General features: G+C 59.4%; 26 protein-coding genes. 4 read left to right on the forward strand and 22 right to left on the reverse strand.

Annotated elements, in window-relative coordinates; all coding sequences use genetic code 11:
• Window positions 1-17: 17 nt before the first annotated feature.
• The 17 genes from OUZ45_RS19545 to OUZ45_RS20925 all read right to left on the reverse strand — a co-directional run bounded on the left by OUZ45_RS19545 (window position 18) and on the right by OUZ45_RS20925 (window position 10670).
• On the reverse strand, window positions 18-1148 hold the full coding sequence (locus OUZ45_RS19545; RefSeq protein ID WP_266171999.1) for an efflux RND transporter periplasmic adaptor subunit: 1131 nt from the start codon (window positions 1146-1148) through the stop codon (window positions 18-20).
• Between the two features lie 316 nt (window positions 1149-1464).
• The gene (locus tag OUZ45_RS19550) at window positions 1465-1911 is read right to left on the reverse strand and encodes a hypothetical protein (protein ID WP_266172000.1); all 447 of its coding nucleotides are present in this window, start codon (window positions 1909-1911) and stop codon (window positions 1465-1467) included.
• Window positions 1912-2492: 581 nt separating this feature from the next.
• Complete coding sequence (locus OUZ45_RS19555; RefSeq protein WP_266172001.1) at window positions 2493-2861, reverse strand: hypothetical protein; 369 nt, start codon at window positions 2859-2861, stop codon at window positions 2493-2495.
• A 56-nt stretch (window positions 2862-2917) separates the two neighbouring features.
• Window positions 2918-3289: a hypothetical protein gene (locus OUZ45_RS19560; protein WP_266172003.1), complete on the reverse strand. Its 372-nt coding sequence runs from the start codon at window positions 3287-3289 to the stop codon at window positions 2918-2920.
• A 78-nt stretch (window positions 3290-3367) separates the two neighbouring features.
• Window positions 3368-3703, reverse strand: a complete 336-nt coding sequence (locus tag OUZ45_RS19565) for a hypothetical protein (RefSeq protein ID WP_266172004.1) — start codon at window positions 3701-3703, stop codon at window positions 3368-3370.
• Window positions 3704-3769: 66 nt separating this feature from the next.
• The gene (locus tag OUZ45_RS19570; protein ID WP_266172005.1) at window positions 3770-4039 is read right to left on the reverse strand and encodes a hypothetical protein; all 270 of its coding nucleotides are present in this window, start codon (window positions 4037-4039) and stop codon (window positions 3770-3772) included.
• Between the two features lie 697 nt (window positions 4040-4736).
• The gene (locus OUZ45_RS20920; protein WP_425601722.1) at window positions 4737-5264 is read right to left on the reverse strand and encodes a CbrC family protein; all 528 of its coding nucleotides are present in this window, start codon (window positions 5262-5264) and stop codon (window positions 4737-4739) included.
• 112 nt (window positions 5265-5376) lie between these two features.
• Complete coding sequence (locus OUZ45_RS19575; protein WP_266172006.1) at window positions 5377-5691, reverse strand: hypothetical protein; 315 nt, start codon at window positions 5689-5691, stop codon at window positions 5377-5379.
• Window positions 5692-6041: 350 nt separating this feature from the next.
• The gene (locus tag OUZ45_RS19580) at window positions 6042-6344 is read right to left on the reverse strand and encodes a hypothetical protein (protein WP_266172007.1); all 303 of its coding nucleotides are present in this window, start codon (window positions 6342-6344) and stop codon (window positions 6042-6044) included.
• 58 nt (window positions 6345-6402) lie between these two features.
• Window positions 6403-6780, reverse strand: a complete 378-nt coding sequence (locus OUZ45_RS19585; protein ID WP_266172008.1) for a hypothetical protein — start codon at window positions 6778-6780, stop codon at window positions 6403-6405.
• 62 nt (window positions 6781-6842) lie between these two features.
• The gene (locus OUZ45_RS19590; protein ID WP_266172009.1) at window positions 6843-7142 is read right to left on the reverse strand and encodes a hypothetical protein; all 300 of its coding nucleotides are present in this window, start codon (window positions 7140-7142) and stop codon (window positions 6843-6845) included.
• A gap of 88 nt (window positions 7143-7230) precedes the next feature.
• Complete coding sequence (locus OUZ45_RS19595) at window positions 7231-7689, reverse strand: hypothetical protein (protein ID WP_266172010.1); 459 nt, start codon at window positions 7687-7689, stop codon at window positions 7231-7233.
• Window positions 7690-7762: 73 nt separating this feature from the next.
• A complete protein-coding gene (locus tag OUZ45_RS19600; RefSeq protein ID WP_266172011.1) occupies window positions 7763-8158 on the reverse strand; it encodes a DUF2489 domain-containing protein in 396 nt (131 codons plus the stop codon).
• 21 nt (window positions 8159-8179) lie between these two features.
• On the reverse strand, window positions 8180-8527 hold the full coding sequence (locus OUZ45_RS19605; RefSeq protein WP_266172012.1) for a hypothetical protein: 348 nt from the start codon (window positions 8525-8527) through the stop codon (window positions 8180-8182).
• Window positions 8528-8696: 169 nt separating this feature from the next.
• Window positions 8697-9152 carry a hypothetical protein gene (locus OUZ45_RS19610; RefSeq protein ID WP_266172013.1) on the reverse strand — a complete coding sequence of 152 codons (456 nt, stop codon included), beginning with the start codon at window positions 9150-9152 and terminating at the stop codon, window positions 8697-8699.
• A gap of 213 nt (window positions 9153-9365) precedes the next feature.
• On the reverse strand, window positions 9366-10166 hold the full coding sequence (locus tag OUZ45_RS19615; protein ID WP_266172014.1) for a hypothetical protein: 801 nt from the start codon (window positions 10164-10166) through the stop codon (window positions 9366-9368).
• 114 nt (window positions 10167-10280) lie between these two features.
• Window positions 10281-10670, reverse strand: a complete 390-nt coding sequence (locus tag OUZ45_RS20925; protein WP_425601723.1) for a GNAT family N-acetyltransferase — start codon at window positions 10668-10670, stop codon at window positions 10281-10283.
• 306 nt (window positions 10671-10976) lie between these two features.
• Here OUZ45_RS20925 and OUZ45_RS19625 point away from each other — a divergent pair, with 306 nt between their 5' ends.
• The 3 genes from OUZ45_RS19625 (at window position 10977) to OUZ45_RS19635 (ending at window position 14467) form a co-directional block, all read left to right on the forward strand.
• Complete coding sequence (locus OUZ45_RS19625) at window positions 10977-13289, forward strand: transferrin receptor-like dimerization domain-containing protein (protein WP_266172016.1); 2313 nt, start codon at window positions 10977-10979, stop codon at window positions 13287-13289.
• A gap of 87 nt (window positions 13290-13376) precedes the next feature.
• A complete protein-coding gene (locus tag OUZ45_RS19630) occupies window positions 13377-13772 on the forward strand; it encodes a carboxypeptidase-like regulatory domain-containing protein (RefSeq protein WP_266172017.1) in 396 nt (131 codons plus the stop codon).
• A gap of 74 nt (window positions 13773-13846) precedes the next feature.
• On the forward strand, window positions 13847-14467 hold the full coding sequence (locus OUZ45_RS19635) for a hypothetical protein (RefSeq protein WP_266172018.1): 621 nt from the start codon (window positions 13847-13849) through the stop codon (window positions 14465-14467).
• A gap of 229 nt (window positions 14468-14696) precedes the next feature.
• Here OUZ45_RS19635 and OUZ45_RS19640 read toward each other — a convergent pair whose 3' ends face one another.
• From OUZ45_RS19640 to OUZ45_RS19660, 5 genes are all read right to left on the reverse strand, one after another.
• Complete coding sequence (locus tag OUZ45_RS19640; protein WP_266172019.1) at window positions 14697-14960, reverse strand: hypothetical protein; 264 nt, start codon at window positions 14958-14960, stop codon at window positions 14697-14699.
• Window positions 14961-15026: 66 nt separating this feature from the next.
• Window positions 15027-15461: a DUF6326 family protein gene (locus OUZ45_RS19645; protein ID WP_266172020.1), complete on the reverse strand. Its 435-nt coding sequence runs from the start codon at window positions 15459-15461 to the stop codon at window positions 15027-15029.
• Window positions 15462-15512: 51 nt separating this feature from the next.
• Entirely contained in the window at window positions 15513-16253 is a 741-nt protein-coding gene (locus OUZ45_RS19650; RefSeq protein WP_266172022.1) for a nuclear transport factor 2 family protein, read from the reverse strand.
• Window positions 16254-16595: 342 nt separating this feature from the next.
• Entirely contained in the window at window positions 16596-18227 is a 1632-nt protein-coding gene (locus OUZ45_RS19655) for a DUF2334 domain-containing protein (RefSeq protein WP_266172023.1), read from the reverse strand.
• 304 nt (window positions 18228-18531) lie between these two features.
• Entirely contained in the window at window positions 18532-20310 is a 1779-nt protein-coding gene (locus tag OUZ45_RS19660) for a polysaccharide deacetylase family protein (RefSeq protein ID WP_266172024.1), read from the reverse strand.
• 575 nt (window positions 20311-20885) lie between these two features.
• On the opposite strand from OUZ45_RS19660, the gene wecB reads away from it, so the two are divergent.
• Complete coding sequence (gene wecB / locus OUZ45_RS19665) at window positions 20886-21998, forward strand: non-hydrolyzing UDP-N-acetylglucosamine 2-epimerase (RefSeq protein ID WP_266172025.1); 1113 nt, start codon at window positions 20886-20888, stop codon at window positions 21996-21998.
• Window positions 21999-22000: the final 2 nt, after the last annotated feature.

The raw sequence follows: 22000 nt of genomic DNA on the forward strand, positions 1-22000 counted from the left end.
CCCTACGGGTGGTGGACTCACTTCAGAGTGGGTGGCCGATCGATCACCCGCACGGGCGTGCCCGGCTCGAGCTTGTATTGACCCTCGGTCACCACGCGCTCGCCCTGCGAGACACCGCGTGCGATCACGCTGCGGCCTCCGTCAGTGGACGCGACTTCGACGTGGCGAAGGTCGGCGGTGCCCTTGCCGGTAACCACAAACACGTACGCACCGTCCGTTCCCAGTTGCACGGCGGTCGCCGGAACCGTCAGTGCATCGCGATGCACGTCGAGTACAACGTGCAAGACCACAAACTGGCCGGGCCAGAGCAGGTTGTCGGCATTGGCAAAGGTCGCCTTGCAATGGATCGTGCCGGTAGCTGCATCGATCTGGTTGTCGATGAGGCTGATCACGCCGTCGCCGAGCGGCTGACTGCCATCGCGGCTCAACGCCGTGACCCGAGGCGGGGCCTTGCGCTGACTGGCGAGCAGCGCCGGCAGCTGATCCTGCGGCAATGAAAAGCTCACCGTGATCGGGTGGACCTGCGTAATCAGCACGAGCCCGGTGCTGTCCGCGGCATGGACCATGTTGCCGGCATCGACCAGGCGCGCTCCCGTGCGGCCGTCCAGGGGCGCGCGAATGGTGGTGTAGCCGAGAGCGATGCGCGCATTGTCGATCTGCGCCTGATCCATCTCGACGGTAGCCTTGAGCTGTTCGATTTGCGCGCGCGTGGTATCGAGGGTTTGTGCAGGTATCGCCCCCCGATGAGCAAGATCGGAAAAACGTGCAAAGTCGCGCTCGACATTGGCACGCTGCGCCGCATCCCTATCCTTCTGCGCCAAGGCAGCCCTCAGCTGGGCCTCGAAGGGGCGAGGATCGAGCTGGGCAAGCAGATCGCCACGGTGCACCTCCTGTCCTTCGACGAAGGCGACCTTGTCGAGTTGTCCGTCGACACGCGCACGGACCATAACACTGTTGTACGCCTGAGCCGTGCCTATGGCACTTATCACCGCCGGAGTGTCTTGGCGCTCGACACGGGCCACCACGACGGGCACGGTGTTTGGCGAAACCTCCGCCGCAGCGCTCGAAGCGAACAGACGCGTTTGGAATAGCCACCAAACGGCGGCCCCAATGACAAGCAGACCGACAAACAACAGAGTCTTTTTCATGGGTGTGCCGGCCGCCCAAATAAGGTACGAAACCGCGAAACCCTACGCCGCCTCGCTTATCCATAGATTAGCGTGCGCCAAGCGTCCTGCGTTGCAGGATCATCACCATGGGCAACGTCTTTGCCATCAGACTGACTTACTTGGAGCGGAGAGTCAGGGGGCTCTGGCTGCCTTGCGCAGCCGCGCTTGTGCATATGAACGCTATGGAGCAAAGCGCCCATAAGCCGAGCCCTACAGACCGCCATCAAATCGACGCATACGAACGGAGCCAGGCGCACTTATTCACCGCAAGAAGTGAACCTGACCCTGTTCCGAGCTAGGCCCGTTGAGAACGGCTCGATCGCCAAAACACGACCAAGTAGGTGATTGCGATCAGTGCTGGCACAGACACAATAAAGAACGCGTTTAGGCCAAACGGATGCCAGAGCTGTCCCGAGGCTATCGATCGGCTCAGGCTCCTCGCTCCAGCCACAACAAATACCGCACAGAGAGCCAGTACGGGCAAAGCCTTTCTCTTGGTCGGGCAAATGAATGCCCCAACGGCAATCACGCAAATTGGCGTGAGAAACCCAGCAACGCCGAAGGCAAAAAGATCGCTGTCGCTGGCAGCAACGACATGGCTGCTCATCGACACGCCAAAGGCCCGCAGTATCCAATTATGCGCATACCCGGCCAACCAAGCCGCCGGTAGAAACGCAATCCAGCGTCCAAATGTAAGCGCTTTCAGCGTGACGCTAGATTCTTTCAGCCCCGACTTTTGCATAGGCCTCACCATTTCCTCGCGAGGTTACCTAACGATGTCCGCTATGGGTCGGAAGCGGACCTAACCGCTGACATCTCCTAGGCGCTCACTCGACCAGTTCTATGCGAATGTCGCCAGTCGCGCAACGGAGTTCATATCGCTGTCCCGCCCGAAAGTTGCGCTTCTCTCCGGGAAACCCGTCCACGTACTTCCACCCGGGACACAGGAAAGCAATGGTGTGATGTCCCGGCGGCAGAACGACGGAGAATTGCTGGCCAGGCTCGACGGGATGGCCATCGATGGCAAATATGCCCCCTTGCCGATCGTCGGGGAGGGTACGGTCACCTCGTTTCAGAACCAGAGAGGCAGACGGCGCCCCTGCAACGGGTGGCCGATATGGCGTATGCGTGCATCCACCGACGACCAACAAGGCAACGACTATCAACATCCGGCGCTTCATAGAGCTCCCACTTCTCAGTTGTTGCCAATGTCTGCTCCGGGTTGCGGATTCAGCCGGTCGTTGCAACACCCATAGACTGCTTGAGCAGGAGGCGTATTGCCAATGACCGTCTGAATCCGCAGTCGAAAGCGGACATGAACGGTTACGGGCGATCGATTGACGCAACCAGCAAGTCCGCCGCATACAACGACATGTGACCGCAACCGCCAAACCCGGCGTACGATCCATGAATTGTTCCGGTCACTACAACCCTCTTTCCATGCCAACGCTTTAGCACCTGCTCGTTCAGCTGGATGCTGCCTGTTCCGGCACTCAACCAGACAGACGAGCCATAACCTTCTCGGCGCTCAGAAATCGGAAAATGATTCAGCGAGACATCCTCAAACTCGAAACTGAGTATCCCGCTGACCGCGACGACCGCGCCCGGCTTCCAAGCCAGCCGGTCAATCGCTTCGTTCACTGATATCGTCCCGTCCATGGCGGTCTCCGAGCCTGGGCTTTGTTTTTTCAAGAATGAGATCCGCCATGGGTCGGAAGCGGACACTCTGACAGTAGCTATTTCGCGACTTAGCTGGTTCCAGCGCGAAACTCAGAGGCATCCCTTTCAGCATGCGAACGCCAGGTGGCAAAGTCGCGAAAGCCGTAGGATCTGCCAGGCGTGCTGCAGATCATTACGACCTTTGGATTTTGAGTATTCGTTTCGGCATCGAAGCAAGCTATGTCATCGTACAAGTCCGTCTTGGCGAAGGGCACCAACGCCTTACTGCTACCGACGGTGATGCGGTGCATCAGCCGGCCAGCTTCGGACTCGGCGTCGATCAGCCACCACGGATAGAGCGGTGTTCGCGGTGCAGAAGCGAATTCTAGGTACTCGGCCGGATACGCGAAACCATCTGGCAAGAGTTCCGTTGGATATACGGTCACTGCACCGTCTGCCATGATCACTAGTCCATATCAAATGTTGGGCCAGATCCCGCGCCAAATTCGGAGTGTCCGCTCTGGGTCGGAAGCGGACATCTACGATCCCTCAACAATCTCCCCAGCCTCAAGCTTCTTAACGAGCGCAGCGATCAACAACTCGTATACCGAATTCGCCGCGCTCTCGCTCGGAAGATAGAAGATCTTTGAGAGGCAATAGCTGGTACCCAGCTCCCGATTGATTTCAGCCAGCCCGGCAGTCACTTGCCTAAGCACTTCTCCAGGTTCAGCGCGCACCTTGCGGGTATCCTCTGCCCCCAACGCAACAAGCTCAATTTCCCCTGGATGATCGAAAAACGTCACGCCAAGAAGATTGGCTTGCGCGCCCGTGATTCTGGCGATCTTGTAAACGTCCCCGCTTTTTACAAGTTGCATCCACCCACTCCATAAGGCGCCAGAAGTGTCCACTATGGGAAGCAGACACTGGCTCCTGTCGAAATATCACTGTCCAGGCTGCCAGAGGACTCTGGTCCCAATGGGAACCTGCTCTTTCCGCAGCTCAGGTAAATAGACAACCAGCTTGTAGCCGCCGGGTCGGAAGTGTTCGACAGTTAGGCGCGCCTGAGCCTGGATAGACAAACCGTCCGGGCGTTCGACCAGAACATCATGGATCGAATCTTTGGTCCGACCGTGAAGCAGTAAATCGGGAGCCAACGCCAATCCGCGGCCAGCGATCTCAAAGGTGTCCTTTACTTCTAAAAGCAGTTCCATGTTGTCCCCCGATGACCGATTTCTGGCCGAGCTGCGATGTCCGCTTCGGGTCGGAAGCGGACACTACGCGGCGCGACGTCGCAAAAGAACAAGGCCAGCTAAAAACGATGCCGCCCCAACAAAAGGATTAAAGGCTGCATCCGTTAGACCCGACCGTCCAACAAGAATACCCGCTGTAAAAAGGATCCCGCCCACCACGACAGTAAACATCAACGATTGCCACACAAGCCGAAAGTTCATGATTCAAGCACCGGTGGTGATGGGGTTACCTGGATGGGTATGTAGTGTCTGCTCCGGATCGGAAGCGGACACTCCTTCAAGCATCGTCTATGACCGCATCTCCCGGACCTCGCCAACGGATGCCGCGTACTCGCCCCGTAACTAAGCCTTCGGAACGGAGAAATTCAAAGATGTCTGACGGCGGATTTGGACCGGCGGACACGAATGGGATACCTAGTTCCTGAAGAGCAGTCAGCACACTAGCCAGCTCCGTCCTGCCCGCATATGGCAGTGCCACGGACGACCCGATGTTGGCGGGCAGCCCAAACCTGCTGCCAAGGTCACCAGACTCGCAATGCACTACGACGGAATCTGCAAGCACGCTCTCTACGTAGTCCATTCTGGCCCCCGAATCGCTTAAGGATGTCACTCTAGCCATGTCTGCTTTGGGTCGAAAGCGGACATCACTTCGATAGCGCTAAGTACAATCCCAGCCCAGGAGCGTGAGGCTGCAATGTCGGCATACGAACTTATAGAACGCAGGATCACCACCTGGCCCGTATCCTCGGGTAATGGCAGACCAATCCCCATCTGACAATTGGTAACGCTCCTTCCAGTTCGCCTTGGTGTCTTCGGAAGCCTGAGTAACGTCCGCCTCGGCCGCTTCCCCGTGGAACTCACATGCGTCCCCGCAATGGGCTAGCCACTCTTCCTGTTGCCAGGACGTGTACGCCGGGGTTCTCAGGTGCACTTCCTCGATGACCTCGTCCGAAACACCCGCCATATGCAATGGGTGCGAGTCGGCAAAAGACGCTCCGTGCTTTGCAGCCGCAGAGCCATCGGAGATACACCAGGGACAAATGAGCTCGTCAAGCTCAGTGGTGGAATAGATCGGCCCTGCGTAGATGAACCCTCTCGCCTCACCACAACAGATGCACGCGTTGTCACTCTGCACTATAGCCCCCGTGGCCACGGGGTCCGGGTGATAGCGAAACCTGGGAAGCACTTGGAACCTTTGTATATCGCCGTATCAATCCCTCGGATGATTGCCCAATGTAGTGATGATTGCCCCATGTAGTGGAGTGTCCGCTCCGGGTCGGTAGCGGACCTTATTACGATCAATAGCCATCACCATTGGCTCGTATTGCCGTAAACCGTCGGAGCTCCCCTAAGGCCCTACTGCAAGCGCCCCAAGCCGCATAGAAGACCTTCTCGTCTCTTGCATAGACATCGGAAAGACTGCCTGGTCCCGTGTACTTGGTCATCGAGAACAGGTGGAGAGCCTCCTGAGTCAGTTCACTTTCGAGGCTTGCAGCGATCGCCTCAAATTTCTTGGCCCACGACGTCAATCCCTCATCTCTGAGAATTGTCACGAACGACCTCGTCGCCGCAAGTGCGGCGATCGTGGCTTCGTCGGGTGCGTCGCTGCTCATCCAATGCTTCCTTGTATAGGAATGTCCGCTCCGGGTCGGTAGCGAACCTTAGAAACCTAGTGGGTTAGAAGACAGACATCCAGTCGTGATCTTCTAGGTAGGCAATGAAGTCATCGATGGCTTCAGGTGAAAGATCGAATCGAGTTCGATATCCACCTTTGGGATGTTGCTCAACGATCTCGACGTGGCTCGTTCCCGGGGCGGATGCCAAGAGCTGAAAAAGCTCGGACCGTTCCGCTTCTGTGTGAGGGGTCGGACTTCGCCGTCGCATTAGCCGGTGGCCTTGCCGCATCTGTTTTCCTTCGAATCAATGTCCGCTCTGGGTCGAAAGCGGACATCAAGACCAACGCTTAGAGCTCTTCAAATTCACCCGTTTCGGCGACATAGAAGCGCGCGCTCAACCGATTGCACAGCTGTCGCAGAACGGCCCGCTCCTCGTCTCCCCATACGCCGCTAACGGTGATGGCGCGTGGGTCGGCGCTCTCCTCAGGGCCTTCGATATTGGCTGTAAGCATCAGGTGTTCCGTGCCTGACATGAGCTCCGCGACAATGCTTTCCACGACTTGCCTTTGTCCAAGCGGAGCCGGCACCCAGTCCTGGCTTAACGACCCCGCATTTGCGTCCGCTCGCACGATGATTCCAATGCTGCTCATTCACCCCTCCCTGTCAGAAAGTGTCCGCTATGGGTCGGAAGCGGACATTTTTACCCCGTCACCAAGGGATCAGGGGTACGAGTAGCACGAATGCAAAATACGCGACAGGCGCGGACAAGAGCCCCAGCCCAAAACGCGCCAACTTGCCCGCAGGCCTTCGAACGAACGACATCGCTAATCCACCCAGCGCCGCCGCCACATAAACGGCGAAAGTCATCACCCACATCGCGAAGAACGCGAAGATGTCCAACTGCCCTCCGGATACCAGGCAGCTGATCGTGACCGCAACGTACAAACACAGCGCAGGAAATACCGCCCCGAGGACCACGATTGCTCGCGGCGTCGCCTTTGGGTTGAGAGCCATCAGAACGATCAGCGCGAGTGGAAGGCCCAACTCAACGGCGATAGCGCCAACATTCATCTGCGTTTCGGTCACTCTGCCCTCCTCGGTAACTTTGAACCTGCGCTTTGGTCCGCGTGGGGTCGAGAGCGGGCGATTCATACGCCCCTGCACAGCATAAGTGCAGTGAAAGAAGACACGCCAAATTGGACAACAGCGTAGAACGCGATGGCGCCGGCGAGCCCAAGTGAATCCAAGGCGCGCACCATCAAGGCTCTCGCCAACAAGATGAGGACAGATAGAGCAGATATCGCAACAGATGAAAGCAGGATGTAAAAGCCAGTGTTGCTACACGGGGAGGCCGCAATGATCCAGCCGAAGCCGACGACGAACACAGCGATAGAAGCAAAGATGAACTGCTTTGCCAGCCTTTTAAGCAGATTTGGCACCCCTTCCATTTGTCCTTGCTCCTTGTTAGACGTCCGCTATGGGTCGGAAGCAAACATTCTTAGCTTGCTCAGTCCTGGCTCGAGCGACAAGACCCGGTTAGGCGATCAGTGAGCGAATCTCAGGCTCATGCCGCTTCACAAAACCTCGAAGCCATACATTCGAATCGTCTTCAACGGAAGCAATCCATAGATCAAGCCCCCGCATCTTTGTGAGATCGGGCCAATGTTCAACACCTAGCCGATACTTGTCGACATACCCGGGCGGACCAAATCTGGCCAGGGCCTCGAGCATCGCCGCACTTCTTGGTCCTCCAATCACTTCGAAGTACGTCCATGAGCCCGATCGAATGCTCTGCGAAAACCAACTCAACACCTCTAGGAAGGTGAACGCCTCGAGCGGAAGCGCATACGTGGGATGAGACGGATCGCAACGAGGGGCGCTAAGGAGCAAACCTTGCAGGTCAAGCAGCGCTTGAAAATCGGCAGGAGCTAAGAGCCGGACAATGTAACCATCAGAAAAGCGCCCCATCCTTAGTCCCCCTTGATGATTCGTCATGACGGGTCTTGATTGCGTCGATATTGCCCAATGTCCGCTCCGGGTCGGAAGCGGTTCCTTTTCTGAAACCTTGCTAGCCAAACCGAGCCAACAAGGCCGAACAAGACTTGGACCCGAGGTTATTCGCCCATTTTTCATACTTCGCCATATCCGGTTCCAATTCCTGCACAGCTCTTTCTGACCACAGATGGCGCGTCATTTGCGTAGGCAGGTTGTCTGTTTCGGAACTGATGACGACAAAGACCCGGAAATCTTCATCAAACTCTCTGACGCCACCAAGGCTGGATCGCAGGCCAACGATCTGCGGTGCCGCCTCCAAATAGGAGCATTGACCATCGAGGACGCTGCGGAGCAGCACGGTCAATTGCTGCCGCGCCAACTGCTCCTGCTCATTCAAAGATTGCCTGTCCACGAAAATCTCTCCGGCCTGTACATCGGATAAGGTCCACTCTGGGTCGGAAGCAGGCATCAGTGATGTACACCAATTGCCTTAGACGACCGGCCCATAGGTCTCGCCTTCTTCGCCACGGACTATGGCACCGAGAGCGCGTGCTAGCGAGAATGCGACCTTAGAAACCAGGTCGTTTGAATTCTCTATGTCACGCGCATTGAACGTGACGCGCCCTTTACGCCAACGGAAGACGTTCACCCATCGGCCATCCAACTCGATTGCCGCATCACCTTCGGCGCCCCGGACCGCGATCGACTCTCCGGTCTTCGGATTCGTGCTGATCGTGTCGATTGAACCGCAGCGCAGTAATGGACTGGCCTCGACGACACAGCGCCACTCCTCAATCGTGAGCGCCGGCTCGCGCTCCAAGCTCAGTTCGTAAGCCATTCCCTCTCCCCTTGACCCATATCATCAGGGTCTTTCTAAGGTCCGCTCTGAGTCGGAAGCAGACCTCGCTCACACGCAAATAAACCATGTGTCACGCACAGCGAATGTCCATACGGGACCGTGGGTGACTGTCACGCAGCCATCTGGTGGTGACGCACGCTGTGCTTTCTTACTGCGGCAAGATGGGTGAGTTGACGGAGAAGCCAAGGAGCCGCCACTGTCCGTCTTCCTGAATTAGATTAATAATCAAATCAGCTTTGCCGTTCTGAAATTCGGCTGTCTCCCTGTACGTCGCACTGATGACCTTGCCCGTACCGGTATTTACCGCGACGTGTGCCTGGCCCTTCGGCTCCCCCAGGGTCTTCAACGTTCCGAGCTTGGATAGCTTTGCGAAATATTGTTCGGCCTGGCCTGGATTCTTTTTGAGGATATCTACCAGCTTGGGCGATGACCGCTTCGCCAGTTCGTCTAGCGACCACGTGGTGACAATGGGCTTCACGTTCGCCTCAACGTATGCCTTGCTGGATGCGTCGAGGCCATTGCCGTGGTAGATGCCAATAAAGACGGCCACGATGAGTATGAGCACCAGGAAGATCCCGCCAAGGATCGAGAGTACTTTCTTCATAAAATTCCCTTTGAACTTCAGTACGAACTTCGACGATGGATCGGCTCCTGCTTCAGCCGTGATTGTGGCGACTTTTCAAATCAATAGTTGGGTGCGTCGAGTAAGGAGGGAGCCGGCTCCTAACAGGCTGTTGAGAAACAGCCTGATAGTGCGGGCCAGGGTATAGATCAGATGGCCCCCCGCCCGGCAATGGTTAGCGCCGAGAGCTGAGCCCTACAAACCGCCTTCAAATCGCCGCGGCTGATAGCTCTTGCCGTTCCAGCTGAAACGCGCGGTCTTGCCCGGCGCCGCCTTGGACTTGGCGCGCACCAGCACGTCGTAGTGACCGTTAGTGATGTGCGGACTGAATGACAGCGCGTAGTGCTGCTCCGTCATGTTCGCCGCATCGCAGGCGTCCTGTTGCGCGTCGGTCGGTGGTTTGCCCTGCCCTGCTTTGCCCTTCGCGCACTCGGCGGCCTCATCCCTGTCGTACCCGCTGCTATCGGTGAGCGCGGTGAAGATGGGCGTCACCGCACCATCGGCGTAGCGATACAGGCTGAGCACTTCCTGCGTGTCGCTGTGCGCGGTCGAGGTATAGGAGTTGCTGAAGCGCACGCCGAAGGCGGTCTCCTGGTCGCTGATGCGGTAGGGAATCAGGTCCAGCGTCAGCGACGGATTCCACAGGATCGGACCAAGTTCGATCCGTTCGCTGCGATCACCGGCGAGCAGATGGAAGCCCTGGTCGTCACGACTAAGGACGCCGGCCCATACCTGGGCCTGACTGTCGTTGCCAGAGGGCTGGACCAATACGGCCACCACCCACAGCGCCCCCGCCTTCACCGGGCCATGCGTCCAAGTGGCCAACGCGATGCCCTTGACGCTGTCCGCCTTTGGCGGGCTCTTGCCAACCAGGACCTCCAACGCGGCCTGCTGCGCTTCGTCGTCCACGACATCGGCGGCGAATGCGGCGGATGCGCCTAGCGCACCGAAGGCCAGCAAGCCCCCCAGAAGCATCCGCATTGAAAACCTGACCATGTTGCATTCCTTGCTGTTGGGCACCGTCGCCAAGGGCGCGGAGCATATGAGGACGGGGTAGTTAAGCAGAGTCCAGCTTTAACCGCCGCCATTCCCGGCGGTTTGCCTGGCCCGCTAGCTACGCAGCCTCTCCATAGCAATGGAAGACACCTGGAAACCGAGCTTTGCGAAGAAGGCTTCCGCACCTTCTCGGCCTGCACGAAGAACCCATGTGATATGGGGGTTGTCACCCGTAATGTGCTGAACCAGCCCTCGACCAACACCTTGACGCCGGTGTGCGGACGATACGACCAACATGGAGAGATACCCGTTGGATATGCCATCGGTAATCGCCCGGGCAAAGCCAATGATCTGTCGATCTACGACAGCGACCGCTGTCCGCTGCGAGTTGGCCAGAAGCAGCGCGAACTGTTCAGCGTCCCCCACCCGGTGAGCCCACCCGTTGGCGCAGAGAAATTGTCGAACCGGTTCGACTTCTTGCAGCTGGATATCGCGAATAAGCATGGAATTCAAATAGGCAACTTTTGACGATGCCTATATCTTCACAACTTCAGCTTCGAACGGCCAGCACGACCTGCCATACCTTTGCGGCAACGACCGGCTGAATCCGCGGTCGAAGCCGGGCTACCGAGTTCAGTACATCGCCCTCCCGACATCAACGCCTTCGGTGAAGCCGAAAGACCGCCTCCCAACAGACATGACTTCTGTCCTACGCGACTGAAGTGCCACGCGCGCTATAAGTGCGATTCGGGGTGATCAGAACGAGGCGCCATCGCGCACGACGACCACCCCTTGGGGAGTAAAGACGGCATGACTCGATTGAAGACACGGCCGCTTCTGGCAGCAGCCTGCCTGATCGCAACGTTTGGCAGTGGCATGGCGACGGCTAAGGAAGGTCATGACGACGGCGGCATGCTTGGGTTCACACCTGGCGGTGCGAACGATCAGCTAAGGCTGGAACAGCGCTTTGACGCGCAACTGGATCCTGCCGACCAGCGCGCGTGGCTCAAGCAGCTGTCGTCCGAACCCAACCAGGTGGGCTCGCCGCATGACAAGGCCAACGCCGAGTTCATGCTGGCCAGGTTCCGCGAGTGGGGTTGGGACGCGCATATCGAGACCTTCGGCGTGCTGTATCCCACGCCCAAAAAGGTGGCGCTGGAACTGCTCGGCCCACATCCCTACACCGCCACGCTGAGCGAACCGGCCGTGGCCGGCGACGCCACATCAGGCATCAAGGACAACGTACTGCCGCCTTACAACGTCTACGGCGGTGACGGTGATGTCACCGCGGCGCTGGTCTACGTGAACTACGGTATGCCGGACGACTACAAGGAGCTGGCACGGCGCGGTATCGACGTGCGCGGCAAGATCGTCATCGCACGCTACGGCGATGGCTGGCGCGGACTGAAGCCCAAGCTCGCGCAGGAGCACGGCGCCATCGGCTGCCTGATCTACTCGGACCCGCGCGACGATGGTTACGCCCAGGGCGATACCTATCCGGAAGGTGGCTGGCGTCCGGCCGATGCCGTGCAGCGCGGCTCGGTGGCGGATATGCAGCAGTATCCGGGTGACCCGTTGACGCCGGGTATTGGCTCAACGCCGGACGCCAAGCGGCTGGCGCTCAAAGACGCGAAATCGATTTTGAAGATCCCGGTGCTGCCGATCTCCTATGCGGATGCCACGCCGTTGCTGCAGTCGCTGACGGGGCCCGTTGCGCCGTCTGGTTGGCGCGGTTCGCTGCCGCTGACGTATCACGTCGGGCCAAGCTCGGCTCCGGTGCATCTGACCGTGCAGTCGGATTGGGGACAGAAGCCCATCTATGACGTGATTGCCACGCTCAAAGGTTCCACCGAGCCCGACCAATGGATCGTGCGCGGCAACCATCACGACGGCTGGGTATTCGGCGCATGGGACCCGCTCTCCGGCAATGTCGCGCTCATGGCCGAGGCCAAAGCCATCGGCGCGCTCTACAAAGAAGGTTGGCGGCCAAAGCGTACGCTGGTCTACGCCAGCTGGGACGGCGAAGAGCCGGGCCTGCTCGGTTCGACCGAATGGGCCGAGACGCACGCCACGGAGTTGCAACAGAAGGCCGTGCTGTATCTCAACTCCGACACCAACGGCCGCGGCTTGCTGAATGCCGAAGGTAGCCACTCGCTGCAGCATCTGGTCAACCAGGTGGCGGGTGGCGTCATCGATCCGGAAACCAAGGTCAGCGTGCGCGAACGCATGCGCGCACGCGCGCTGGTGGATGGCTTTGGCAAGGAGGCCAAACCTGAGACCAACGAGATCGCCAAGGTGGCCGCGCAGGGCGGCGATGTGCCGATCGGAGCGCTGGGCTCGGGTTCCGACTACAGCGCATTCCTGGAACACCTGGGTATTGCCTCGCTCGACGTCAGCTTCGGCGGTGAAGACGACAACGCCGGCATCTACCACTCGCGCTACGACTCGTTCGATCACTACGTACGCTTTGGCGATACCACGTTCGAGTACGGCGTCGCCTTGTCCAAGGTTGCCGGCCACATCGTGCTGCGCACCGCCGATGCCAACGTAGTGCCGCTGCGCTTCAGCGATTTCAGCGACACGCTGGATCGCTACGTGGGTGAAGTCCACAAGCTGGTCGACGACACGCGCAAGGCCACCCAACAGCAACACCAGTTGCTTGACCAGCACGCGTTCGCGCTTGTTTCCGACCCCACCCGACCGATCGCGCCGCCGGCCCGCGACTCTGACGTGCCCGATATCCATCTCGCACCGCTCGATCAGGCCGCCAAGCAGCTCAAGCAGAGCGCGCAAGCGTACGACGCCGCCTACAACGAACGCGCTGCCGCCGGCCTCAACCTGTCTGAAGCACAACAGCGCCAGCTGAACGCGCTGATGGGGCAGATGGAGCAGGCGCTGAGCGATCCCGCCGGCCTGCCCGAGCGCCCATGGTTCAAGCACATGATCTATGCGCCAGGCATGTTGACCGGCTACGGAGTAAAGACCGTGCCAGGTGTGCGCGAAGCACTCGAAGCGCGCCGCTGGAACGAGGCCAATCAGTACGCGACGGTCACCGCCAAGGTCCTCGACCGCTATCGCGTACAACTCGACCAATTGACTGCGTTGTTGAAGAAGCCGTCGTAATGCACCGGCTTACCTAGATTGAGCACGGATAGCCGAACCGTAGGTAGAACCCGCCGTTTGATTTGTCACTGATGAGAAGGGAGTTTCATGAAAAGCATCGAGCACTTCGAGACCCTTAGCCACCCACGCCGCGTGGGTTTCTCCGTGCGCGCCGTGGCCGTGGCAGTCGCTATGGGTCTCTGCAGCACCGCAGCGGTCACTACCGCGCACGCGCAAGAGACCACTGCATCCATTTTCGGCCAGGCGCCTGCAGGCGCCACCATCACGGTGCACAGCACCACCGGCGTCCGCCGTCATGCCACTGCGAATGCCAAGGGCCACTACACCGTCAAACCGCTACCTCTAAGCATCTACACGGTGACTCTGGAGAAGGATGGGAAAATCGTCGACACACGCGCAAACATTCCACTGAAGGTGAGTGGGGGCGCGGAGGTTGATTTTGCTTGTCCCAACGACCAATGCGCGGCACCTGAAGGCGGTTGATCGGACACGCGGCGCGGAATCGCCGACAACTCACAGCCTCAACTGAAATCTAGAACTGTTCACGGAAAATCATCATGTTGCTTGACGTAGAACGGCCGGAGCCGCACAAGACCGGTCACCATAAAATTGATTTGATTATTGGCGGATCAGCGCTATTCCTCTCGCTGGTGTCGCTCGCTGTTGCCGTGTTGCATGGGCATACGATGGAGAGGATGGCCAATGCGAACGCACAACTTGTGCAAGCCAACTCGTGGCCCTTCTTGCAACAGGGCACCAGCAATGTGGGCGACAAAGGCAACAGCCTGGTCGCACTGACGGTGAGAAATACCGGTGTGGGTCCGGCCAAAATTTACAGCTCGGAACTGCGCTACAAGGGTGCAGTCATCCAGAATTGGGACAAATTCCTCGACGATTGCTGCAACGTCCCCGGGACCTCAAAGCTGTCTTACACGTCTTCCGACAACGCAAATTTCGGCGTGTTGCGCGCAGGTGAAGAGGTGAATGTCCTTAGCGTCCCGGCATTGGACGCCGATCGAGTGGCCTGGCACAAATTGAATGTGGCGCGCAATGAAGTGAGCTTCAAGATTTGCTATTGCTCGGTGTTTGACGAGTGCTGGACAACCAATGGAAAGACGTTGTCGCCGACACCTGTCAAAACATGTGAGGCCAAAGAAGCAGCAAGTCAGCGCGACTGAATGGCGTGCATGGAGATCGATGGCTGCGCAGAGTGCGCATAACTGCTTCCAGATAGAGCGCATGCGGCACGAAGCGTGTTTTTGCTCGTCATTCCGGCGCAGGCCGGAATGACGGCTCCAAACGTGGGGCTACCTCAGAACCTGCCCCGCTTTCTTGGCCCATAGGCCCAGAGACCAGTAATGTCGCTAGCCTGCGGCCAGCGACATCAGGGCAGCAAGATCGCCCTGCTTACTCTTCAACCTCTTCTTCGTCTTCTTCCTCGAACGTTGCCAGCTCTTCCACGCGCAGGAAGTTTTCGGCGTCATCCGCGAAGTCGATGACCTTATCGTCGGCAGACATGGGGCGGACCTCGCGACGCTTGACGCCATTCTCGACCGTTTCGACCAGCGCGAAGCAGACGATGGGCTCGGCGCTTTCTTCGCCATCCATCTCGTAGACGGCAACCCAGCCGGTGGCAGGCATGATCTGAATGATGGTTTCTTGGTCCGACATGGCGTATCCGTTTGGCTAAAGCGTTCTAGCTTGCCCGGCGCCCCACATGACTGCAAGCGGACACCGCTACGGCGCTTGCTGTCTGGGCCATCGCAATGCATACCAGGCAATCAGCAGTGAGAGCGCAATCTCGATGATTCCCAGGAAGATATAGAACATCCAGGCACCCGGCATGGAGATCAACATGATGACCGTATAGAAGACGCCGAGAACGATGTTCGCCACGCGGTTCACGGCCGGCTTCAACACCAGGCACAGAAACACCATCACACTTGGAACGGCCATAAGCGCCGCCGTTCCCAGCAGCACGCCTTGAGTCGTCGGACCTAACGGCCCCATGTGTCCCTGCAGCATGCTCTGCAGCGTCCCAGGCTCATACAGCCCGAAATAGTCGCCGTAGATGTAACAAAACATCAGGCTCGCCCATAGAGCTGAAAGCTTCAGCTTGACGGGAATCTTGACGTCCTCCAGGGCAAGCAAGGCTGTTTTCTTTGAATTCACACTCTCTCCTTGGATTGAAGGGCGAAGGTGATAGCGCACCTTTCGCACACCCTAGATCTCTCTGATCAGGCGCAGGTCGTTGAACTTGCGTCGCTCGATCAGCGCGCTGACCTTTCCGTGTTCATCGCGACGGAAGATGAGCAGGTTTCGTTCGTCGTCGCTGCTCATGAACACATCCTTCCCGATCGGCTCGAGTACGTTCCTGGGCCCACCGGGCTTCGTGACGTAGCTGAGCACACCATGCTCATCACTTACCTTCCAGGCGCGATCGGGCGCGTAGCGGTAGGTGCCGCTATAGTCAGCGAGTACAAGATCCGCTACGGCCAGCTTCGGTGGTGCGGTAGGCAGGGTGACGTCTGCATAGCCGGCGACTTTCCACACACCGGACTGCTTCACAAAAGTGAGCATCGACAGGTAACGCACGATGAGGTTCTGACCGAACACGGTTTCACGCTCGTACTCCTCCACCTGCAGAATCGCCGTGTCGCCGTACTGCTGCGCGTGCGCGTCGCGCAGTTCGATGCTGCCTGAAAAGCCGGCTGGAAAGGGATGCAGGGAGGCAATGGTATCGGCCTTGTGCGTGACACGGCCAAATTCGTCAACAAGGACAGCGTCGTCGGTGAGCGCACGTTCCCACACGGCTTTGTCCCCCGTGGGAATCGCATCGACCAGCGCTTGAGTGCTCTGCAGCAGCTCATCGCGCAAGGACTTCGGTGCCTCGGCGGCTCGCGCTGCCGGGACCGGGCTCAAAACAGCCGTGACCAGCAGAAGACCGAGCGATCTCATACGCATGGCGAGCTCCCCAAGGATGTGCAGAGCATGCGCTGCTCCCCATGCGCCCTACCCGTGCATGAAGTCACAGATTGCTAAGGTGATGCGCCGTTCACGTGTCTGTAGGAGCGCACCCTGTGCGCGACAAACCGGCAGGACTGCCGGTTTGCACGGCGAAAGCCGCCCATAGGGCGAGGGCCATGGATGGCCCGAATGAAGACCACACGAAGGAGGGTTCGTTAGCGCCTGGTCGCCCACAGGGTGGGCTCCTACAGAGTTGGCGCTGACCGACTCGGAGTGTCCCTAGCCCCAGCTGGCAAACCGCCGCTCCATGGCGGTCTGCCAGCAAATCCCTCAGTTGCCTTAGTTGCCCTGCTTGACCGACCTGGACGTGACGAAGGTGTAGCCCATCGCCTGCAGGCCTTCGACGGTCTGCTTCAGGTAGCTGATGTCCAGGTACGGGTGGAAGAAGAAGCTCTGCACTCCGTCCTGGATCACCGTGTTGCAATTGGCGCTGTAGAGGATGTCGGCGGGGAAGCGCGCCGGGTTGTGGTTGAACGGAACAAGCTCGATGTTGCCCAGTTGCTCCGGGATGACGATAGTCCCGAAGATGTCTCGCACTACGTACGGATAGAACTGCCCGTAGATCCGAGTGTAGTCGGGCGTGCCTGCGCCGCATGCACCGGCTGGGCACCATCCGCTGGCGAACAATCCGCGGTCATAGCGGGCGTTGAACTGGGAGTCGAATGCCTGATAGTCGATCGCGGAGCCTGCATAGTGCGGCGGCACGAAGAAGTTCGGCCAGTTGAAACCTGCCGCCCCGAATTCATTGAAACCGTTCTGGATGCGTCCCAGCGTCCAATCGTAGGAGTCTTCCGCCACCGGCGTGTCGTAGATCACGTAGTTGTCGGGGCTGATATGCGAACGGTAGAACTCGAAGTCATCGCCGGTGACACCGCTATAGGGGTTGGCCACGTTTGAGTATTGATGTGTGTAGCCATGCATCAGAATCAGGCCGCCTTTGGACACCATGTAGTGAAGCGCACTGACGACGGTGGTCGATTGGTAGAGGTGCTGCATCACCGGTACGCCGTTGTTGTAATAGCCTTTCGGGTCCACGTAGAACGGAATCACGGCGATGCTGAAAGGCACGTGCTTGCTGTACAGGTAATCGGCAATCGCGCGCAGCCGCGTCGGGTCGGCCAGCGGGTCGACATCCTCGATGCGCACCAGTGCATGCTTGCGCGCCAACATGGTCGGGTTGGAAACCTTGCCGATCAGATCGACGGCAGCAAGGTAACGGTCGTTCGGGCCGATATAGCTGAAGGGAATCTCGCCGATATAGGTCAGGTTGGCTCCCTTGGTAGCCCAGTTGATCATGCCGCCGGTGTTATTGGTCGCCACAGCGAGCACCTGTGCCTTGGTAGAATCGTTGATCACCGTCTGCAGCAGGCCGGACGGTACCGACAGTGAATTGCGCTGCAGCGCAACGCTCTTGTAGGTCACCGTCAGCGTATTGCTGAAGTCGAAGAACATCGGGGTGAAGCCGTACTGCCCGGCAAAATTGCTCGCGCGGGCGGACAGCTGCCAGATGTTGTCGTTCATCCACAGCACTGGCTTGGTGGTCGCCAGCACGTCGTCCAGAAAGCCCGTCGGTAGTGGTTCACCATAGGTCGAGCCGACATAGATCAGGCCGGTGAAAAAGTCGAGGTCACCCTGGGCATAGTCCACCGCCCGCTCCAGCGTGTATTGGCTTCCGTGGCTTGCCAGGTTGGCGGCCATGACACCGTAGGCTTCGCCCAACCAACCGTAGGGACCGGTGCTGTCGTACACCACCAGCGTGCTCTGGTTGGGGTTTGATCCCGGCGCTCCGCTATAGCCGTTCGACGGTGGGGGTGGCACGAAGGCCGCGCTGCGGATCACCCTTGGGGCAGCGACCGACGCCACCTTTTTCGGCAACGCGGCGCTCGGTGGCGGCGGCGGCGCGGGCAACATGCGTTGGTCGACATGTTGCGTGGTTGAAGGGGAGCCCGGTGGCATTGCACTGGCTACGGACATCGGGCCGGATGCCGCGGCAAACACCAGTGCTGCACTAACAAGGAGGGACTTGAGTGTGGACGGCCCAACGCGTATTGACCTGGTCATGGGAGTGCCTCGTACACAGTTATGGAATCGAAACGCGTCGGGCGAGCGGCTCCGGTTTCAGGTTCAGGCGATGTGCGCCTGGCCGAAGAAGTCGCCGGCTCTCCCGGCCCCCAGCTGACAGACCGCTCCATCCGCGGTCTGCCAGCAAAATGCCTCAGCCCTGCTTGACCGTGTTCGCGGGCACGAAGGTGTAGCCCATCGTCTGCAGGCCCTGGACGATCTGCTTCAGGTAGCTGATGTCCAGGTAGGGGTGGAAGAAAAAGCTCTGCACGCTGTCTTGGATCACTGTGTTGCAATTGGCGCTGTAGAGAATGTCGGCCGGGAAGCGCGGCGGGTTGTTGTTGAACTCCACCAGTTCGACATTGCCGAGCTGCTCCGGCACCACCACTGAGCCATAGATGTCGCGCACCAGGTAGGGGAAGAACTCACCGTAAATCCTGGCGTAGTTCGGCGTTCCCGTGCCGCAGATCCCGTTCGGGCACCAGCCGATGGGGTACAGGCCGCGATCGTAGCGTGCGCTGAAGGAGGCGTTGAACACCTGATAGTCGATGGCCGAGGCGGCGTAGTGCGGCGGCACGAAAATGGTCGGTGCAAAAAAGCCCGCCAAGGCGAATTCCATCTGCCCTTTCACGACGCGTCCATGCGCCCACAGCATGGAGTCTTCCGCTACGGGCGTGTCGAAAATCACATAGTTGCTGGCGTTGATGTGGGCGGTATAGAACTCGAAGTCATCGCCACTGACCCCGCTATACGGATTGGCGACGTTCGAATACTGGTGCGTATACCCGTGCATCAGCAGCGTGCCGCCCTTGGACTGCATGTACTTGAGCGCGTTGACCACGCCACGGGACTGATACAGATGCTGGGATACCGGTATGCCGTTGTTGTAGTAGCCGTTGGGATCTACGTAGAACGGAATCACCGCCACGCTGAAGGGCACATGCACGCTGTAGAGATAGTCGGCGATCGCACGCAGCGCGGCCGGGTCGGCCAGCGGGTCGACATCCTCAATGCGCACCAGCGCGCGCTTGCGCGCCAACATGGTCGGGTTGGAGACCTTGCCGATCAGGTCGACGGCGGCAAGATAGCGATCGTTCGGCCCGGTATAACTGAAGGGGACCTCGCCGATGTAGGTCAGGTTGGCGCCCTTGGTAGCCCAGTTGATGGTGCCGCCGGTGTCATTGGTCGCGACGGCGAGCACCTGTGCCTTGGTGGGGTCGCTGATCACCGTCTGCAGCAGACCGGACGGTACCTGCAGTGCGTTGCGCTGCAGTGCGATGCCCTTGTAGGTCACGGTCAGCGCATTGCTGAAGTCGAAGAACATCGGCGTGAAGCCGTACTGCCCGGCGAAATTGCTCGCACGGGCGGACAGCTGCCAGATGTTGTCGTTCATCCACAGCACCGGCTTGGTGGTCGCCAGCACGTCGTCCAGCAGCGCAGTCGGCAGCGGTTCGCCATACGTCGAGCCGACATAGATCAGGCCGGTGTAGCCGCCCAACTCGCCGGCGACGTAATTCACCGCTGGCTGCAAGGTGTATTGGCTACCGTGGGTTGTCAGGTTCCCGGCCATCACGCCATAGGCCTCGCCCAACCAGCCATAAGGACCGGTGCTGTCGTACAGCACCAGCGTGTTCTGGTTTGCGTTCGCACCAGGTGCGCCAGCGTAGTGGTTCGATGCCGGCAGCAGCAGCGACTGCGCGCTGCTGACCGGTGCCGAGACGATGGTCAGCGCATCCTTCGTGGGCAATGCCGCTTTCGGCGGCGGCGGTGGCGCGCGAAGCACGCCATGGCCCGCGTTATGCAAGGTCGGTGTAGAGCTTAGCTGTGTCGCACTGGCAACGGACATCGGGCCGACGGTCGAGGCCCATACCAGTACCGCACTGACAACAAGGGACTTGAGAAGGGAGGGTTTGGGGAGCACTGAGCTGGCCATGGGAACTCCTCACACACGGTGATGGAATCGACGCGCCACAGTTGCTGCACAACTGACGCGCGCATTACCGGAGTGCGATTCACATCCCGAATGCCCAGGCCCCTGTTCCCGCGAAGGGGAAGCCTCGCCTTCCGCAGGGAAGCTTACGACCAAACCGCCTGCCCGCTTCACTGGCCGCTAGAGGTATGGCTTTCAGTCAAGTGCAATGCGGCCAGCGCGCTCCAATAATGCGTCAGAAATTAAGGGAGCCTCGAAAGACTTCGAGGTGCCCTGCGGCACTAAGGATGTGCCGTTCGCGCTCAAGCACGTGCGTGCTTGAGTGGCGAAAGCCAGTCCGGACACGTGCCGGATTGGCGGACTCGAAAGATCGCCAGAATGGCGGCTTTTCGAGATTCCCTTAACTTCTGAATCGCGATATCGAACGAATCACAAAACCCCTCGAGTTGCCGATGCCGGCATGACCGCAGGTGCGGTGTCCACTCGAGGCATTCACGGACTGCTGCTCGCAATGGAGCACGGAAGGCAGGGACGGGATGCCCGTGTAGCAGGCTGGGACCGCCATCCTAGGGGGGCGTATGCAGGACATACTGATCATCTCCGGCACGCGTCCGGAAATCATCAAACTGGCGCCGCTGTATCACTGTCTGCGTGCCAGCCGATGGGCACGACCGCAATGGCTGCACACGGGGCAACACGACGAGATGGCGCGCCAGATGCTCGGCTGTTTCGACATTGCGCCCGACATCTCGCTTGAGCGGGGCGGCAACGGGTTGTGCGAGTTCAGTACCCGCTGCCGCAGCTTGCTCGACCAGGTGTTGTCGAAGGGCACCTGGTCGCTGGTGATCGTTCAGGGCGATACCGAGAGCACCTTCCTCGGCGCGTTGGGCGGGTTCTATCACCATGTGATGGTCGCGCATGTCGAAGCGGGCTTGCGCACCCATGACCTGGAACAGCCCTTCCCCGAGGAGGGGCTGCGCCAGATGGTCAGCCGCATCGCCAGTTTCCATTTCGCGCCGACTCCACGCGCGGCAATGGCGCTGCGCGCGGAGTCCATCCCCCAGGAGCGCATATTCGTCACTGGCAATACCGTGATCGATGCGCAGCACTGGGTGACCCGGCGCTACCAGATTCAGCGCAAGGTGAAGGGTCTCGGCCACCTGCTGGTCACCGCGCATCGGCGCGAGAGCTGGGGTAGCGACCTGCGCGAGATCTGCTACGCGATCGCCGACGTGGCCAGCCGGCACCCGGAGTTGCAGGTGCTGTTTCCCGTGCATCTCAACCCGGTGGTGAGCCAGCCCGTACACGCCATCCTCGGCGAACTGCCCAATGTGCACCTGAGTGCGCCGTTCGACTATCTGGCCATGCAGCAAGCCCTGGTGGACTCCTGGCTGGTGCTGACCGATTCCGGCGGCCTGCAGGAAGAGGCACCCACTTTTGGCGTGCCGCTGCTGGTGCTGCGCACGGCGACCGAGCGGCCGGAAGCGATCGAGGCCGGTTGCGCCCGGCTGGCTGGCACACGACGCGCGTCAATCGTGAAGCAGATCGAGGAGTTGTGGTCGAACCCGAACGCCTACCTTTCGATGGCGCGTGCGGACAATCCGTTTGGCGACGGCCGGGCTAGCATCCGGATCGCCGATCTGCTCCAGAACGCGCTGGCGTGTAGCGAGGGTCAGCGCGTAGCGAGCTAGGG

This window comes from Dyella subtropica, assembly GCF_026283965.1.
Taxonomy (GTDB): domain Bacteria; phylum Pseudomonadota; class Gammaproteobacteria; order Xanthomonadales; family Rhodanobacteraceae; genus Dyella_D; species Dyella_D subtropica.

Bases quoted from the DNA above. Each gene is read 5' to 3' on its own strand.
- OUZ45_RS19545 (WP_266171999.1), bottom strand. From the start codon at position 1,148: ATGAAAAAGACTCTGTTGTTTGTCGGTCTGCTTGTCATTGGGGCCGCC.
- OUZ45_RS19550 (WP_266172000.1), bottom strand. From the start codon at position 1,911: ATGCAAAAGTCGGGGCTGAAAGAATCTAGCGTCACGCTGAAAGCGCTT.
- OUZ45_RS19560 (WP_266172003.1), bottom strand. From the start codon at position 3,289: ATGGCAGACGGTGCAGTGACCGTATATCCAACGGAACTCTTGCCAGAT.
- OUZ45_RS19565 (WP_266172004.1), bottom strand. From the start codon at position 3,703: ATGCAACTTGTAAAAAGCGGGGACGTTTACAAGATCGCCAGAATCACG.
- OUZ45_RS19570 (WP_266172005.1), bottom strand. From the start codon at position 4,039: ATGGAACTGCTTTTAGAAGTAAAGGACACCTTTGAGATCGCTGGCCGC.
- OUZ45_RS19575 (WP_266172006.1), bottom strand. From the start codon at position 5,691: ATGAGCAGCGACGCACCCGACGAAGCCACGATCGCCGCACTTGCGGCG.
- OUZ45_RS19580 (WP_266172007.1), bottom strand. From the start codon at position 6,344: ATGAGCAGCATTGGAATCATCGTGCGAGCGGACGCAAATGCGGGGTCG.
- OUZ45_RS19590 (WP_266172009.1), bottom strand. From the start codon at position 7,142: ATGGAAGGGGTGCCAAATCTGCTTAAAAGGCTGGCAAAGCAGTTCATC.
- OUZ45_RS19595 (WP_266172010.1), bottom strand. From the start codon at position 7,689: ATGACGAATCATCAAGGGGGACTAAGGATGGGGCGCTTTTCTGATGGT.
- OUZ45_RS19600 (WP_266172011.1), bottom strand. From the start codon at position 8,158: ATGCCTGCTTCCGACCCAGAGTGGACCTTATCCGATGTACAGGCCGGA.
- OUZ45_RS19605 (WP_266172012.1), bottom strand. From the start codon at position 8,527: ATGGCTTACGAACTGAGCTTGGAGCGCGAGCCGGCGCTCACGATTGAG.
- OUZ45_RS19610 (WP_266172013.1), bottom strand. From the start codon at position 9,152: ATGAAGAAAGTACTCTCGATCCTTGGCGGGATCTTCCTGGTGCTCATA.
- OUZ45_RS19615 (WP_266172014.1), bottom strand. From the start codon at position 10,166: ATGGTCAGGTTTTCAATGCGGATGCTTCTGGGGGGCTTGCTGGCCTTC.
- OUZ45_RS20925 (WP_425601723.1), bottom strand. From the start codon at position 10,670: ATGCTTATTCGCGATATCCAGCTGCAAGAAGTCGAACCGGTTCGACAA.
- OUZ45_RS19625 (WP_266172016.1), top strand. From the start codon at position 10,977: ATGACTCGATTGAAGACACGGCCGCTTCTGGCAGCAGCCTGCCTGATC.
- OUZ45_RS19630 (WP_266172017.1), top strand. From the start codon at position 13,377: ATGAAAAGCATCGAGCACTTCGAGACCCTTAGCCACCCACGCCGCGTG.
- OUZ45_RS19635 (WP_266172018.1), top strand. From the start codon at position 13,847: ATGTTGCTTGACGTAGAACGGCCGGAGCCGCACAAGACCGGTCACCAT.
- OUZ45_RS19640 (WP_266172019.1), bottom strand. From the start codon at position 14,960: ATGTCGGACCAAGAAACCATCATTCAGATCATGCCTGCCACCGGCTGG.
- OUZ45_RS19650 (WP_266172022.1), bottom strand. From the start codon at position 16,253: ATGCGTATGAGATCGCTCGGTCTTCTGCTGGTCACGGCTGTTTTGAGC.
- OUZ45_RS19655 (WP_266172023.1), bottom strand. From the start codon at position 18,227: ATGTTGCCCGCGCCGCCGCCGCCACCGAGCGCCGCGTTGCCGAAAAAG.
- OUZ45_RS19660 (WP_266172024.1), bottom strand. From the start codon at position 20,310: ATGGCCAGCTCAGTGCTCCCCAAACCCTCCCTTCTCAAGTCCCTTGTT.
- wecB (WP_266172025.1), top strand. From the start codon at position 20,886: ATGCAGGACATACTGATCATCTCCGGCACGCGTCCGGAAATCATCAAA.